The organism is Novosphingobium percolationis (genome assembly GCF_020179425.1).
Taxonomy (GTDB): Bacteria; Pseudomonadota; Alphaproteobacteria; order Sphingomonadales; family Sphingomonadaceae; genus Novosphingobium; species Novosphingobium percolationis.
Map to the genome: position 1 here is coordinate 14,760 of NZ_JAILYM010000008.1, position 14,145 is coordinate 28,904.

12 protein-coding genes are annotated in these 14,145 nt (G+C 61.3%); 4 read left to right on the forward strand and 8 right to left on the reverse strand.

The window, feature by feature from the left end; translation table 11 throughout:
• Nucleotides 1–151: 151 nt before the first annotated feature.
• Together K3A84_RS17765 and K3A84_RS17770 are read left to right on the forward strand one after the other, a co-directional pair.
• Nucleotides 152–2,485: an AAA family ATPase gene (locus tag K3A84_RS17765; protein WP_225010830.1), complete on the forward strand. Its 2,334-nt coding sequence runs from the start codon at nt 152–154 to the stop codon at nt 2,483–2,485.
• The gene (locus K3A84_RS17770; RefSeq protein WP_225010831.1) at nt 2,482–4,386 is read left to right on the forward strand and encodes a UvrD-helicase domain-containing protein; all 1,905 of its coding nucleotides are present in this window, start codon (nt 2,482–2,484) and stop codon (nt 4,384–4,386) included. The genes K3A84_RS17765 and K3A84_RS17770 overlap by 4 nt, the downstream gene beginning before the upstream one ends.
• Before the next feature lie 370 nt (nt 4,387–4,756).
• On the opposite strand, the gene K3A84_RS17775 is transcribed toward K3A84_RS17770, so the two are convergent.
• The 8 genes from K3A84_RS17775 to K3A84_RS17810 form a co-directional block, all read right to left on the reverse strand.
• Nucleotides 4,757–5,962 carry a hypothetical protein gene (locus K3A84_RS17775; protein ID WP_225010832.1) on the reverse strand — a complete coding sequence of 402 codons (1,206 nt, stop codon included), beginning with the start codon at nt 5,960–5,962 and terminating at the stop codon, nt 4,757–4,759.
• 559 nt (nt 5,963–6,521) lie between these two features.
• Nucleotides 6,522–8,237: an asparagine synthase-related protein gene (locus K3A84_RS17780; RefSeq protein WP_225010833.1), complete on the reverse strand. Its 1,716-nt coding sequence runs from the start codon at nt 8,235–8,237 to the stop codon at nt 6,522–6,524.
• Nucleotides 8,234–8,905, reverse strand: a complete 672-nt coding sequence (locus K3A84_RS17785; protein ID WP_225010834.1) for a lasso peptide biosynthesis B2 protein — start codon at nt 8,903–8,905, stop codon at nt 8,234–8,236. The genes K3A84_RS17780 and K3A84_RS17785 overlap by 4 nt, the downstream gene beginning before the upstream one ends.
• Nucleotides 8,906–8,974: 69 nt before the next feature.
• Complete coding sequence (locus tag K3A84_RS17790; protein ID WP_225010835.1) at nt 8,975–9,100, reverse strand: benenodin family lasso peptide; 126 nt, start codon at nt 9,098–9,100, stop codon at nt 8,975–8,977.
• Nucleotides 9,101–9,215: 115 nt separating this feature from the next.
• Nucleotides 9,216–9,818, reverse strand: a complete 603-nt coding sequence (locus K3A84_RS17795) for a GntR family transcriptional regulator (protein WP_225010836.1) — start codon at nt 9,816–9,818, stop codon at nt 9,216–9,218.
• The gene (locus tag K3A84_RS17800) at nt 9,815–10,702 is read right to left on the reverse strand and encodes a phytanoyl-CoA dioxygenase family protein (RefSeq protein ID WP_225010837.1); all 888 of its coding nucleotides are present in this window, start codon (nt 10,700–10,702) and stop codon (nt 9,815–9,817) included. Before K3A84_RS17800 ends, K3A84_RS17795 begins: the two co-directional genes overlap by 4 nt.
• Nucleotides 10,703–10,717: 15 nt before the next feature.
• On the reverse strand, nt 10,718–11,332 hold the full coding sequence (locus tag K3A84_RS17805; protein WP_225010838.1) for an acyl-homoserine-lactone synthase: 615 nt from the start codon (nt 11,330–11,332) through the stop codon (nt 10,718–10,720).
• Nucleotides 11,333–11,395: 63 nt separating this feature from the next.
• Nucleotides 11,396–12,163 (reverse strand): helix-turn-helix transcriptional regulator, encoded by a 768-nt coding sequence (locus K3A84_RS17810; protein WP_225010839.1) that lies wholly within the window; start codon nt 12,161–12,163, stop codon nt 11,396–11,398.
• A gap of 318 nt (nt 12,164–12,481) precedes the next feature.
• Here K3A84_RS17810 and K3A84_RS17815 point away from each other — a divergent pair, with 318 nt between their 5' ends.
• The gene (locus K3A84_RS17815) at nt 12,482–13,393 is read left to right on the forward strand and encodes a HEPN domain-containing protein (protein WP_225010840.1); all 912 of its coding nucleotides are present in this window, start codon (nt 12,482–12,484) and stop codon (nt 13,391–13,393) included.
• Between the two features lie 249 nt (nt 13,394–13,642).
• Nucleotides 13,643–14,119: a hypothetical protein gene (locus tag K3A84_RS17820; protein WP_225010841.1), complete on the forward strand. Its 477-nt coding sequence runs from the start codon at nt 13,643–13,645 to the stop codon at nt 14,117–14,119.
• The last annotated feature ends 26 nt before the right edge of the window (nt 14,120–14,145 follow it).

Below are 14,145 nucleotides of genomic sequence, written 5' to 3' on the forward strand. Positions count from 1 at the left end.
CCCGTAGTCGAACGAGTCTGGTCGAATGCGAGCAGGCGGGCAAAGATGTCCTCGTCATCGATCCGTTCAGCGCGCCAATCTCCGCCCCAGTCTCCCCACTCCGTTGCGTGGAGGCGTTGTTTGGCTATGTTCCCTTGAGAAAGGGCGGGATATGCGCATCGATTTCGTTGAGGTTGCCAATTTCAGGAAGCTGATTTCGACACGAATCGGACTCTCGCCTGAAAAGACAGTGTTCGTTGGGGCGAACAACAGCGGAAAAACCTCTGCTATCACCGCGCTTCGTTACTTCCTTGTCGATTGGGAGCGCTCGAGCTTCTGCTTCAACGACTTCACCCTTTCGCACTGGCCAGCCATCAGCGCGATGGGCCAGAGCTGGGAGGATGCGCATGTCGCGGAAGCAGCGCTGCCGTCGCCAGCCTGGGACGAAGTCCTGCCATCGCTGGATGTCTGGCTCCACGTCGAGGAGCATGAGGTTCACTACGTCCAGAAGATCCTGCCCACCCTCGATTGGGCGGGCGGGCGCCTGGGTGTCAGGTTGCGCTATGAGCCAAAGGACGGGGAGCAGCTTCAGAAAGACTATCTAAGCGCCCGCAGCGACGCGCGTAAGCTGCAAGCCGCCGGAGCGGCACTCGCGCAGGAGAAGGGCGAAGCACCGGAAAACTTCCAGGTCGCGATCTGGCCCCAGTCTCTGGTCGAGTTCCTACAGCGTCGCGTATCGAGCTATTTCGGGGTCAAGACCTATGTTCTCGACCCGGCGGCATGCATCGAACCCGAACACGGGCTGGCCCGACCTCAGCAACTCCTGGGTGCCGACCCCATCGACGGTGATCCCTTCAAGGGCCTGATCCGGATTCACGAGATCAGCGCGCAACGAGGTTTTGGGCACGCTGGCGAGCAGGTGAGCGCGGAGGGCGAGGCGAGCGCGAGCAGCGCGACCTCGCGGCGGCTCTCGGCGCAGCTACGGCAATATTACTCGCGTCATCTCGACCCGTATGAGAACCCGGATGCTCAGGATCTTTTGGCGCTGAGAGCGATCGAGGAAGCGCAAAAGGCTTTCAACCTGCGCCTGACCGACGGATTCAAGAATCCGCTCACCGAGATGGACACTCTCGGATATCCGGGGGTCACCGATCCGAAGCTCAGCATCTCGACGCGGATCCGGCCCGTCGAGGGTTTGAACCATGATGCAGCGGTACAGTTTGTAGTTCCGATGCAGGATGGCGACAATTCGGTCGATCTGTTTCTACCAGAGGACTCGAACGGCCTCGGCTACCAGAACCTGATTTCGATGGTCTTCAGGCTGATGGCGTTCCGCGACAGCTGGATGCGGGTCGGCAAGGCCCAGCACAAGGCCGCCGAAGACGACATCATCGCCCCGTTGCACCTGGTCCTGATCGAAGAACCCGAGGTGCATCTGCACACGCAGGTCCAGCAGGTCTTCATCCGTCAGGCGTACAAGATCCTGCGCAACCACGAGCTGTTGCGCGCAAATCCGAACTTCGTGACCCAGATGGTCGTGAGCACGCACTCAAGCCACATCGCGCATGAATGCAATTTCGAGTCGCTCCGGTATTTCCGCCGGCTGCCCGGCGGGCAAAAGACGATCCCGACCTCCTGCGTCATCAATCTGGAAAATGCGTTCGGCGGTGACCTGGATACCAAGCGGTTCGTCACGCGCTATCTGAAGGTCACCCATTGCGACCTGTTCTTCGCTGACGCCGCGGTGTTGATCGAGGGACCAGCTGAGCGCATCCTCGTGCCTAGTTTCGTGAATTCCCATGCCGAGTTCGCGAAGCTGTCGGAGAGCTATATCACCTGGCTGGAAATCGGCGGCAGCCATGCGCATAAGCTGCGCAGCCTGATCGAGAAGATCGGGCTTACTACGCTGGTGATCACCGATATCGATTCCAAGGATGCTGATGGCAACACAGCAGCGCCCGTTCGAGGTGCCGCGCACACGTCCGGCAACTACACTCTGCGCAACTGGTGGCCGGCGATCAGCGAGCTAGACGCCCTTCTCGACAAGCCCGAAGCCGACAAGGAAAAGGCTTATGATGCCGAGCGCTTCAAGCTCCGGATCGCCTACCAATGCCCGGTCGAAGTCGAGTTCAAGGGAGCGACGACCGAGGCGCTTGCCTACACCCTCGAGGATGCCATCGTGGTTGGCAATCTCGACCTGTTCGCCGACCTTCCCGGGGCCGGGCTCATTGCAAAGTTTCGGGGAGCGATCGCCGACAGCGCCGATTTTGCCGCGCTCAGCACGGCGATGAAGCTGGCGCTGAAGAGCGGGAACAAGGCCGAATTCGCGCTGGATTTGCTAGAGATCGAGAACCCCAGCGACCTGAAGCCGCCGCACTATATTCGCGAAGGGCTCCTCTGGCTCGGTACGCAGCTCGAACGGAAAAAGGCCGAACTGGGCCTCGCCCAAATCCTCGCGCTAGATCCCCCGCCAAATGAGGCGCCGGCACTCGAGACGCCAGTATGACCCAAGGCCCCGCCTTTTCGAACGTCACTCTTGATGATGATGTCGAGAGCCAGCTCGCGACGTATCTCGACCTGGAGCGCCCGCGGAGCTTTTTCATGTTCGCTGGCGCGGGCTCGGGGAAGACACGTTCCCTCGTCAACGCGCTTCGCCATGTCGCGGACAAGTATCGCGACGTCCTGCGGTTGCGGGCGCGTCATGTTGCGGTGATCACTTATACTAACGCGGCTTGCGATGAGATCACCCGCCGGCTCGAATATGATCCGCTGTTCGTAGTGCGCACTATCCACAGCTTCGCATGGATGCAGATCCAGAACTTCAATGCCGACATCCGCGTGTGGCTTCGAGCCAATTTGCAGGCTGAGATCGAAGCCCTCACGATCGAGGAAGGGAAGGGCCGTCCCGGCACGAAGGCGTCTGCCGCGCGCCAGATCCAGATCGAATCGAAGCAGCGCCGGATTGGCCGTTTGGACGAGATCAAGGTCTTCACCTACAATCCGAGCGGCGACAATCGTGAGCGAAACGCGCTGAACCATGCTGAGGTCATCAAGATTTTCTCGGCATTCCTGCTCGAAAAGTCGCTAATGCAGCGCATGTTCGTGGAGAAATATCCGTTCCTGCTGATCGATGAGAGCCAAGATACGAGCAAGACGTTGATCGATGCGCTGTTCGCAGTCCAGCAAGCGCACGCTGACCGCTTTTGCCTCGGGCTCATCGGCGACACCATGCAGCGCATCTATCTCGACGGTAAGGAACAGATCGAGCGAGATATTCCGGAAGGCTGGGCGTTTCCGGAAAAGCGCCTCAATCACCGCAGTCCGCATCGCATCGTCCGCCTCATCAACGACATCCGCGACGGCGCCGATAGCCACAAGCAGGAGCCGCGCGACGATGCCGGTGAAGGCTGGGCAAGGCTGTTCGTCTTCTCCAGCGACCTCGCGGACAAGCCTGCCGCCGAGGACCGGGTCCGCGCCTATATGGCGGTGCTGACCAGTGACGACGCGTGGAATGACCCGACGAAATGCAAGGTTTTGACCCTTGAACATCACATGGCCGCCAAGCGGATGGGGTTCGAGCCGCTGTTCGAGGCGCTGGCTTCGGTCGACGAGTTTCGTACCAGCTTTCTGGACGGCAGCTTTCCGGCCACACGGTTTTTCACGCACTATGTGCTGCCGCTGGTGTCTGCTCATCAGCGCAACGACAAATTCGCTATCGCGAAACTCGTTCGGGATGCCTCGCCACTGCTGAGCAAGGATAATCTGAAGCGATCGGCAAAGCCGCTCGACCAGCTTCGACTGGCGCAGTCCGCGATCGACAGTCTTTTGGCGCTCTGGACACCGGGAGAGCCTAGCTGTGCGGCCGTGCTCGAAAATGTCGCCAGTACCGGCTTGTTCCAGGTTCCGGAAAGTCTGAAGGCCGCGCTCGCCGCGCAGCGCGCAGACGAGATCGTGGCCCCCGAGGATGAGGCTGCCGATCCAGTCGGCCGGAACCTCAAAGCGATACTGAATTTCCTCGACTGCCCCTTTTCGGTCATTCCGCCCTATGCGGCCTATGTCGTCAAGGAAGCAGCGTTCGACACGCATCAAGGGGTGAAGGGCCTGGAGTTTGATCGGGTCATGGTCCTCATGGACGATGGCGACGCCCGAGGATTTCTCTTTGGATATGAGAAGCTGCTGGGCGCTAAGGCGCCCAGCGCGACCGATCTAAAAAATGCCGAAGAAGGGCGTGATTCGGCGATCGATCGGACGCGACGGCTATTTTACGTGACCTGTAGTCGCGCCAAATCTAGCCTCGCACTGGTTACCTACTCGGCCGATCCAGCCGCCGTGAAAGCGCATGTTGTCGCGGCTGGCTGGTTTCATGACGATGAGGTTGTTGTGGCGTTGCCCGAGAATCCGCATTGATCGCGACCAACGTTCATCGAGGATAGAGTGAAGGACCGGCCTTCTGCATCTGACTTTTCGGACCTCTTGTCCGCGCTTCCCGCAAGCTTGCGAGATACTGGATGGTTCACGGCAAAGGTTGAAGATGTCGACCAGCAGATCGTCAACGCAGTTGAACAAATCTGCATTAAGCTCGGCACGGCCGTTCACGGTCGAGGCGGTGTTGAGTTAGAGACCTTAGCCCCATCACCACGGGAACTCGCTCACCCACGGTCGCTCAGTGCAGTACACGGCTTGGGGATGTTCCCACTGCATGTCGAACTCAGCCATCGGACACGTCCGTGCCGCTATGTAGTGTTGGCATGTTTGAACCCTGGAATTCCATCCGTGGCTACGGCCCTGCTTCACCGTGATCAGCTCGCGTTCCCTGCCAAACCTCGAATTCGAAGCCCATCTGTTCGCTCGCCGGCAGCCGTGTAATGATGGCATCGATCCGGGTCCTAAGCTCGCTGCGGCGGCGCTCAATCGCCTGCAATCGCATGGTCCGTCGCGACAGAGCGGCGAGATATTCCTCGGATACCCGGTACTCGACCGCCGAGATTGAAGTCAGGAGTCCTTCGTTGACGAGGTGGTCCAAGAACACTTCGACTGCTTCGGTCGGGAGCTTTCTATCCGGCCACGCCGCCTCAAGCTTGGCTCGCACTGGCTGCGAGATCGGCGAACGAAACCCTGCGATGATATGGTCTTCGATGTGGCGCAGCGCCTGCTCGACCTTGAATTCGCCGCCCCAACCGTAATCGTGTGCCCGTGGATCCGTGAGATATTCCAGGACGAGCTCTGCTTGCCAAACACAGTCACGGACAGCGAAGCCGACGCTGCGCGTGTCGGACCAAGGGATGTCTTGGCGGGCCTCCATCAAGTTTTCGGCGAAGTCCGGGATTTCGCGTGTAAATCGCTTGCAGGTACGGACGGCGGAAATAAGGGTTTGTGCCCGTTGCTCCACGTCTCGCTGAAGTCGCATTGCACGCTGCTCTTCCGCCCGTGCTGCACGTCGCGCCCGTTCCTGCGCCTCGCTCGCTTCCCGTTCGGCTTTCGCCACAAGCCAGTTGCGAAACTGCTCGTCAAACTTTTCCTGCTTGGCATTGTTGAGCCATTCCCTCGGCGCACCTGACAGAAGAGCGCACTCGATCTCCTGTCGGTCGGCAGACGTGCGATAACGCCGCAAGTCGATTTCGATCGCCGAGAGGCCCTCCTGCTCGAGCTTTGCAAGCTTTGCTTCATCGCAGGCGTGAGTGACGCGCACTTCAACGATCAACTGAGTCCCGTCCGCCATGAGGAGAATGACGTCCGGCACCATTGTGCCGAGCCGCTTCTCAAGCCGGGCCTCCACGAAATCGTAAACCTGCGCTTTCTTGACGCCCCTTGACTGGCCATCGTGCTCAGCACGGGTTTCTGGAACCAGTAGCCGCTTGACGCGCGCTAAGACATCCTTCGCCCAAATATGTGCATTCGTTTCTGCGACGTGGGCGCAAGCAACACCTGCGGAGTGGTGGGCAAAATGGTGGAGTTGGATATTGCCTTTCTTGGCGACGAGCACTTGATCACACGCCGGGCAGCGGCAAACGCAGCGCAGGCCGCTTTCGACCTGCGAGATGTGTTTTGTAGTACCATCGGCCGAGAGGCATAGACCAGCTCATCGGAAAGCCCCGAAAATGGACGATGGTCGTTGTGACCGAACGGATTGCCTTCATGCATGAGGGCGACGTCATCTTGATGGCAACAGGGGCCTCAATGATAATGAGGAAGCGTGTTTCATCAATTCCGAATAGCATTCACGCAAAGGTTTCGCGCATCTTATTTGCCGTTACCGCATACCCGAGCAGGGTAAATTGGTCGGTAGCTACCGTTGGCGTCTGCTTCCGAATGGCGGCTAATCCGTGATCGTGGCTTTGAGGCTGCCCTTCCGGATCGTCCCCGACCTGCGCACGCGGGGGCCCATTTCCAGCCGTGTGAACGAATGGCAGCTCGGGCCAATTCACTCACCGGAAGAGACTTTCCGGTTCGTCCAACCTTGCTGACACGACACAAGACGCTTCCGCCTAGGTCTCGGACGATCTCCGGAACGGGACGGCTACCACTCGGCGGGAGGATTGAAACTACGGAACGCCAAGCCAGCCTCGCGCCCATCCTTCCAGATCGACGAGGGGAAATAGCCGATATATCGCAGGATCGTCGCGCCGCGCAGATCGTGACAGGCAGGCCTCGACGGCTTTCCGGTCGATGATCCCACGATGGGCGAGGTGTCCTTCCAGCAGGAAGGGGCGGAGTTGGCCCCGATGCGCTTCCGCGATCGCAATGCAGTAGGCATCGAGCCCGCCCTTGACGCGTCGATCGAGCACCCGCTGAGGCAGGAAACCATGATAGGCATTGCGCGCAATAGCGCGATCCTGGCCACGGCTGGTCCAGAGCCACGACGGGATGCGCAACGTCGTCTCCACGACCGGTTGGCTCAGCAAGGGAAATCGGGACGGCGCGATGTCGTGTCGACGGTAGTCAGCAACATGTGCAAGCGCGCCAAGAATGGTTCGCACATGGCTGCGCTTGCCAGGCAGGATGTCGCTCGGTGGATTGAACCAAGGGTGATCGGGGACCACGCGAGGCACGAGGTCGGGCACCAGAAATCCCGGCGTGATCGGCCAGCGGTCGTGGAGCGGTGGCCGCCGCGATTGTCGCCATGCCATGCGGGCGACCTCCCAGAAGCTCGCGTAATGGATCCGGGCAAGCTCCTCGATTGTCTGCCGGGATTGGCGCAGGCCAAGCCGGATCATCACATCTGCGGCAGGCGCCGCAGAGACGGGGGAGCAGAACACGCAGTCTCCACCTGCGCCGCTGACGAACGCGGTGACACCCCGCTCGCGACCCAGTTCTGCAAGAACCTGATCGGCCGCGGACAGCAGCCCCGGCATGCCGGGCCGTGCCGAGCGCAGTCGCTCCAACGTGGTTGGTCGCACATCTGATGACACTTCGATCTCGGTGAGTGGCAGCCCGGTCGCCAGCGCTGTCGCGCGGGCATATTCGCGTTCGTCGCTTTCGGTGCCGGGCGTTCGCAACGTGACTGCCTGCGCGGCGATCCTGCCGATCGCGAGCGCTGCGGCAAGGACCGAGGAATCGAGACCGCCGGACAGTTCGAGCAGACAGGGTTCCTTGGCAGGAAGCAGGTTTGCAACCGCGCCGTTGACGGCGGTGCGCAGCGCCTCGGCGGCTTTGGCAGGATCGTCGATTACCCGGTCGCTTTGGGTCCATGCCCACGGCGTCCATACCGCCTCGCGCCGCCATGACATGTCGGATTGTCGTGAAAGGCATTCGCCGGGCAGCAATTCGTCGATACCTCGAAGACCTGTTCGGGCTATCACGAGGTGCGCGAATGCAAGATGCTCGATGGCAAAGTCCCAGTCGATCTCGGGGCTTTGCCCAAACGCGCTCAGCAGGAGGTCCGGATGCGAGGCGAAGGCCATGCAATCGCCCGCGCACATCCTGTAAGCCGGCAGATGACCCAGCGGTGCCCGCAGGATCCAGTCCGGTTTGCCGCCAGCGTTCATTCCGATCGCGAGGTAGTTCCCCCAGCATCGCGCAATGATCTCGTCGGGCCTGACGCTAGCGCGCATCGCTGCGCCAGTGTCGCCGAACATGCCGCCCACCACGACGCACTCCGGGCCTTGCAGGACGGACAAGCCTTGCGCGGCAAGGATACGTATCTCCGGGGAGATGTCGTATCGGACCAGCGTCCGGTCGCTTACTCGCGCAGCCAGTGCATCCCAGGCCAGTTCGTTGTCGCCGGTGCGAACGATCGCGATGTAGCGTTCCGGGTTCATATCGCCAGCACCGGCTTGAAGCGCAGGACGCGCTCGAGTGGATCGGTCAGGACGGTGCTTTCATGCTGCGCCCAGCAATGCGCCTCGAAGGGATGAATCTTGACGCCGAAAACGAGGTGCACCGCATTTCCTGCGCGCCGCATCCGCCGCACAAAGGCGAGGGCATCGGGAAGGCAGCGAGGCTTGGCCGGCGCAAACCGGCGCGCCCGATCAAACCGGGCGGCTTCAGCTTCCAGATCCGTTGCTGGTGCACAAGCCTGTTCCCCAGGAAGCGATGTCAGGACAGAAATCAGCGGGCGGCGGGCAAGGTCGCGACGCGCGTGCATACAGTCCACAACTGTGACAAGATCGCGCCGCGAGAGCGCCAATGCGCCTTCACGACCATCGAGCGGACTGGCGGTTGGTGCTGCGATGCCAGCCGGGTGCAGCCAGGGACCAGGGTCCGAGCGGCGATTGGTAATAAGGCCCTCGTCGTGCAAGCGCTGCATCGCAGAGGCGTTGGAACTCACGAGTTCTCCGCGACCAAGCATAGCCAGAAGCATGCCCGTGGTCCGATCGAGCCGAAAATAGCGATCCGCGCGGACGTCGAGCACGATCGCCTGATTTTCGAAGAGCGCGAACCCCACACCGGGGGCAAGCCATACCGGACCGGATGCGGGCGATGTCATGGCGGCGTCCTTCGTTGCAGATTTGGCAAAACAGGCGCGCATCGCATGCGATGCGCGCCTGCGAAAGGCTCACTCGGCCTCGATACCGGCCACGCGGCCCTGAATGCCGAACTCGTTCTGAACGCCAGGCAGGCCGAGCGTTTCGACGCTGGCGGTGCCGAGGTCTTCGATCTGTTCGTCGTGATTGCGTTCCATGGCTGTCACTCCTTCATCCGGCCGCATGATTGCGACCAAGTTCAGGCTATGCGCCGCCATCGGCGATCCGAATTTTATACGGCGATGATATCGCGAAAGTTGGGCCGACTAGCTGTCAACGCGCCCGGTAAACCGCCCGGACAAGCCTTGCAGAGGCGAGAATGCAGCGATGGTGGTAATGCTGGAGCAGTTTGCGCAAGGCGGCGGCATCGGCAATTTCACGAGCGTACTCGAGATGGGCGAGGTCGCCCCACGCGCCGTCGATCACGTCCATCTCCAGCGTTCGTACCGCGTGCAGGCGTGCGCCAAGACGCCGGAGGGCCCGCGCGTGCTCGACATTGTGCGAAGTAGCAGCGATGCCGAGCATCACCGCATCAAGCCGATCGGCATATGAGGCCTTCGGACGCATTGCAGGAACCTCGACCGGCTCCAGGTGCCCCGTCTTGAGCGCGAGGCGCAGGATCTGGGCTTCCCACATGTACATGTCCTGGAGCGCCGGTTCGTCCAGCGACGGCAGGAAGAAGCCACCGGCCTTGCGGGTCTCGACCAGTCCTTCGCCCGTCAGCATGTTGAGCGCATCGCGCACAGGGGTCACGCTCGAAGCGAGCTTCTCGGCGAGATAAGTCGCATCGAGGCGATCCCCAGGCCGAAAACCATGATTGACGATCAGGTGGCGCAGGCTGTCGTAAACGCGCCCGGCGGTGGCTCCGGCATTCATGCAGCGTCTTGCCTCTCCGACGTGAAAGCGGTGGCTGCAGCCATCTGGTCTGGTCTCAGCGCATCAATCGCTCCGAGGGGCTCGCCATTATAGTTGCCGAGCAGGACCGAGGGACATTGCCCCTCGAAATTCCCGAGGTTGGGGCGATGCTGGCAATAGCCGATCAGCGCGGCGAGGTCGGGATCGAACCTGCGCGCAACTTCGGGCGGGTATGCAAGCCACTGGTTCTCGTACGCCTTGAGCCAGCCCAGGCTGTATCCGACGACGATCCCGCGCCGGACCATGTCGGTCATGTTGGCGCCCGCGCCGTGCAGGGTGGAGCCGAGGAAGAGCAGCGCCGCACCCGGCGCCATTTCGCCAATGACCGCATCGCTTTCGGGAGCAGCATTGCGTTCCTGCACGCCATGGCTTTCCGGCCAGAGCAGCGTCGCGCCGTTCTCGCGGGTGAACTCGGTCAGCGGCCACATCACGTTGACGAGGTATTCCATCTCGCCAACGGGACCGCGCCACATGTCCTGATCGCGATGCGGAAACTGCGCGGGCGCGCCCGGATGCACCGCGATCGCCTGCGTGGTGTTGAGCTGGATCCTATCGCACCATGGCGACAGCACCCGCTCGACGATTGCGCGGATCAGCCGATTGCACACGAGCGCGCGGGCATGGTCCGAGCGGATCAACAGCCGGCCAAATCGCTTGGTCGTCGTCCCGTAGAAGTTGCCGGTGCCGAACGGGGTGTGTTCGAAAGGCCCCGCAAGATCGTCGTCGAGGTCCGCGATCGTCTGCGGCGGCAAGGCACCCCGCACGATCGTGAAGCCGATGGTGAGCAGCTGGTTTACATGACGATCGACCATGGCGGCCGCGAGATCGGGATGAAATGCGTTCATGATGGCCTCCCTCGTTCAGGCGGCAAGCTTGCCGGACACGCTCGGCAGCCCGGTGGCGCGAATGCCTGCGGCGGCGAGAAGGGCAGGGGTGTTCGGTTCAATCACGATGCGCACCGCGGCGAGGTGCTCGCCGTGCACATCCACAACTGCCCCCAATCGCTCGCATTGCCAGCCAAAGGTCTGGATCTGGCGCAGCCAGCTGTTTTCGGCGACGGCGCAATAGCCGGCAATCGCGTTGGCCAGCGCATAGTCGGCCAGAGCCACAACCAGGGCGTCGCGCACGAGCCGGCGCTCGGTCGCCCTCAGCCGGCGATCGAGGCAGAACCGCGTGATTTCGAAGATATCGGCAGCGGCTGGCGGCGGACCGTCGCACAACATCGGGAACAGGCCCGAGAGGATGCACTCGCGCGTCGTCGGCAGGAGCCGGGTCGAGGCGAGATGAGCACCCTCATCATCGGTCAGTACGAGGTAGCGGGCATGGACATTGTCGAACTGGTCGACTTCGTACTGGCCGGCGAGGACGGGCACGTCCCATCCCAAGAGGTCGACGAAGACCGATTTGCGAGCGGCGAACATGGCGCGCATGATCGCAGCGTCCGGCTCGATGCCCGGCGAAATGATGTTCAGCATGTGAGAAGTGCTCCTTGACCTCAAGTGGTCGGGCCAAGGATCACCTCATCGGGGGCAGTCGGCCTATTCCGGAAAAGGGGTATGGAACGAGAAGCCGATATCGCTCAGCGTGATCGTTCCGTCTGTCATGGCATAGACGATCACGGACAACCGCTTGTTCACACCGTATTTGTCGCAGGCCATGCGGATGTGCCGGGCGACGGTTTCCTCGGAAATGCCGAGAATTCTGGAAATCTCCCAGTCGGTCTTGCCACGCGCGGCCCAGAGCAGGCAGTCACGTTGCCTGTCGGTGAGGACTGGACGGCGTATCTGATCGATCACCCCTCGCGGCAGCCAAAGCCTGCGGGCCTTCTCGAAAGCCACCGCGCCGACCAGTTGGGCAAAGGGGAGATCGTCCAATGGCAGTGGCCGCCCCAGATCATTGGCGAACGAGCAGGAGCCACAAGCTTCGCCCGGCACATTGACCGGGACGGTATAGCCATCACCGATGCCTTGGTTCTGGCCCTGGGCGAGGATGACCCGGTCGCCCCGGCTCAAGGGAATGAGGAACGGGATTTGCGCCCACTGGAAGCCGATGGCCGTGACATGGCTTGCCCGGTGGACCGGGTCGCTCAGCGACAGCGCCTGTCTGTCGTAATGGTCGGCCCATTGCCCGGGATAGTTGTGGAGCCGGATTGCGCCACCACCGACCTTGAGCAGGTCGACGTGGTGCGTGAGGGCAAAATACTGGAAACCCAGCGCCTTGGTGACCTCGCTCATCGCAAGGCTCAATTCGTCCCGACTTCCTACACCTTCAACAAGACCGAGCAGTGTTTTTGCTGATGCCTGCATGGCGACCTGGCCGTGCCGCGATGGAAGGGGGCATCTCCAATTGCCATGATCCGCCCATCGCCCTTTCGCTGTCCAGATTGGACGGGCCGCAGTTTCTCAGCCCCTCGGACCGTCCAAAAGTTGCTGGATTATTTCTACCATCTTGGTGTTATGTTGCAATGCAAGATGTCGCTGATTTGGCGTAAGTTTTCTTCCTATTAAGATTGGTGGGACCGTGGTGCGTGCCATGCCCCCGGAAGACGGGCGTTCCGAAGGGCGGCGACACCTGCCGTGCATTTTTGCTTGGCATGACCGGTCAAACCGGCGAGTCTGGCTTCCATGAAATCCGCCATCGACCATCTGCCTGAAGGCAAGGCCAGGGAACTGGCGCATGTCGTCGATGTCGTTCGTCGCGGGTTCGAGGCGGCGCTGTCACGCCGAACGCAGGCACGCCTGCGCGATGGCAAGCTACTCAAGATCATTCTCTTCGGCAGCTATGCGCGCGGGGATTGGATCGAAGATCCGGTCGGGCGCTACTTTTCCGACTACGATTTGCTGGTTGTGGTCGATCGGGACGAACTCACCGATGTCGCCGAATTCTGGGAAAAGACCGAGACCCGGCTGCTGGCCGATCTCTCGGCCGGGACCGTGCTGCGTACGCCTGTCAGCCTAATCTACCACAGCCTCGAGGACGTAAACGAGAAGCTTGGGTTCGGGCGCTACTTCTTCATGGACATCCTGAAGGATGGCATTGTCCTGTTCGAGGAGCCGGGGTTTCCGTTCGTTGAGCCTCTACCACTGTCACGCGAAGACGCTCTGCGGGAAACACGAGAGTATTTCGAAGACTGGTTCCAAAGCGCATCTGATTTTGAAGAAGGCGCAAGAGACGCAATCGCGCGTGGTAAGGTGAAGCTGGCAGCTTTTCTGCTGCATCAAGCGACAGAGCGGTTCTACCACTGCCTGTTTCTCGTGCGCACATTGTGGAGCCCCAAATCTCATAACCTCAATCGCTTACGCGATATGGCCGAAGAACTCGAACCTGCCCTCAAATCGGTCTGGCCACGGAAGACCCGCTTCGAGAGGCGGTGTTATTCGCTGTTGCGCGACGCCTATGTGAAGGCGCGCTATTCGTCCGCGTACCGGGTCACCGACGAGGAACTCGACTGGATCGCCGCGCGCGTCGCCGATTTGCAGGAGGCGGTGCGGGTTGCGTGCCATGCCCGGATCGACGATCTGGCGCAGGCTGCCTAGCCCGACCTGGCATCGCTGGCGGGATCTGTGACCGGCGGCGCCCCATAGGCAAAAGAAAAGGCCGATCAGAAGACCGGCCTTGAAAGTTTGGGAGAGGATGCCTGAAAGGCACTCCCTCACTGAACCTCACGCGTCGATGCTGCAAATGCGAAGGACGCAAGTGCCGTTGCAGTTTGCGCAAGTGCACCTTCGCGCCGGCGCTGCGCGGCCGCGCCCATACCCCTCACTCCCTGACATTAGGAGACCCTCATGGTTGACCGTGTATCTGCATCGATCACGCTCGGCGGCACGCTGTCGTCCCAAGACTTTGCCCATTTGCTCAAGCTGATCGCGGATGAAGACCTGTCATCTGAATGGGATGGTGAAGCCTTCGATCCGACCCACCGCATCCCCGGACAGTCTTTGACGCTCCATGCGCACGAGGTCGCGTGGGGACGTTTCGAAGCCCTGGAGCGATGGTGCATTTCCCGGCAGGTGCCGTTTGCCCGCTGGTCTGGCGCATGTTCTGGCGAATGCGGCGGCGAGCGCGTCGTGTTCGAACGTGGCACTGAACCGGAATATTACGCGGCTGACGAGGTCGATGAAATCGTCATCACGCGGCGCATGGTCGAGAAGCTCGGCTCGATCGAGGCCATCCTGGCCTATTTCGATGCCGCCGACGTCACCATCCCGCCACTGGTCGTCGATGGCGACGACACCGGCGTATCGGGTGCCAACCAGTCCTGAGTTGCCGGCTGGCCTTGCGGCAGAGG

Excerpts from the sequence above, each read along its gene's own strand:
- K3A84_RS17765 (WP_225010830.1), top strand. The coding sequence starts at position 152 with ATGCGCATCGATTTCGTTGAGGTTGCCAATTTCAGGAAGCTGATTTCG.
- K3A84_RS17770 (WP_225010831.1), top strand. The coding sequence starts at position 2,482 with ATGACCCAAGGCCCCGCCTTTTCGAACGTCACTCTTGATGATGATGTC.
- K3A84_RS17780 (WP_225010833.1), bottom strand. The coding sequence starts at position 8,237 with ATGAACCCGGAACGCTACATCGCGATCGTTCGCACCGGCGACAACGAA.
- K3A84_RS17785 (WP_225010834.1), bottom strand. The coding sequence starts at position 8,905 with ATGACATCGCCCGCATCCGGTCCGGTATGGCTTGCCCCCGGTGTGGGG.
- K3A84_RS17790 (WP_225010835.1), bottom strand. The coding sequence starts at position 9,100 with ATGGAACGCAATCACGACGAACAGATCGAAGACCTCGGCACCGCCAGC.
- K3A84_RS17795 (WP_225010836.1), bottom strand. The coding sequence starts at position 9,818 with ATGAATGCCGGAGCCACCGCCGGGCGCGTTTACGACAGCCTGCGCCAC.
- K3A84_RS17800 (WP_225010837.1), bottom strand. The coding sequence starts at position 10,702 with ATGAACGCATTTCATCCCGATCTCGCGGCCGCCATGGTCGATCGTCAT.
- K3A84_RS17805 (WP_225010838.1), bottom strand. The coding sequence starts at position 11,332 with ATGCTGAACATCATTTCGCCGGGCATCGAGCCGGACGCTGCGATCATG.
- K3A84_RS17810 (WP_225010839.1), bottom strand. The coding sequence starts at position 12,163 with ATGCAGGCATCAGCAAAAACACTGCTCGGTCTTGTTGAAGGTGTAGGA.
- K3A84_RS17815 (WP_225010840.1), top strand. The coding sequence starts at position 12,482 with ATGAAATCCGCCATCGACCATCTGCCTGAAGGCAAGGCCAGGGAACTG.
- K3A84_RS17820 (WP_225010841.1), top strand. The coding sequence starts at position 13,643 with ATGGTTGACCGTGTATCTGCATCGATCACGCTCGGCGGCACGCTGTCG.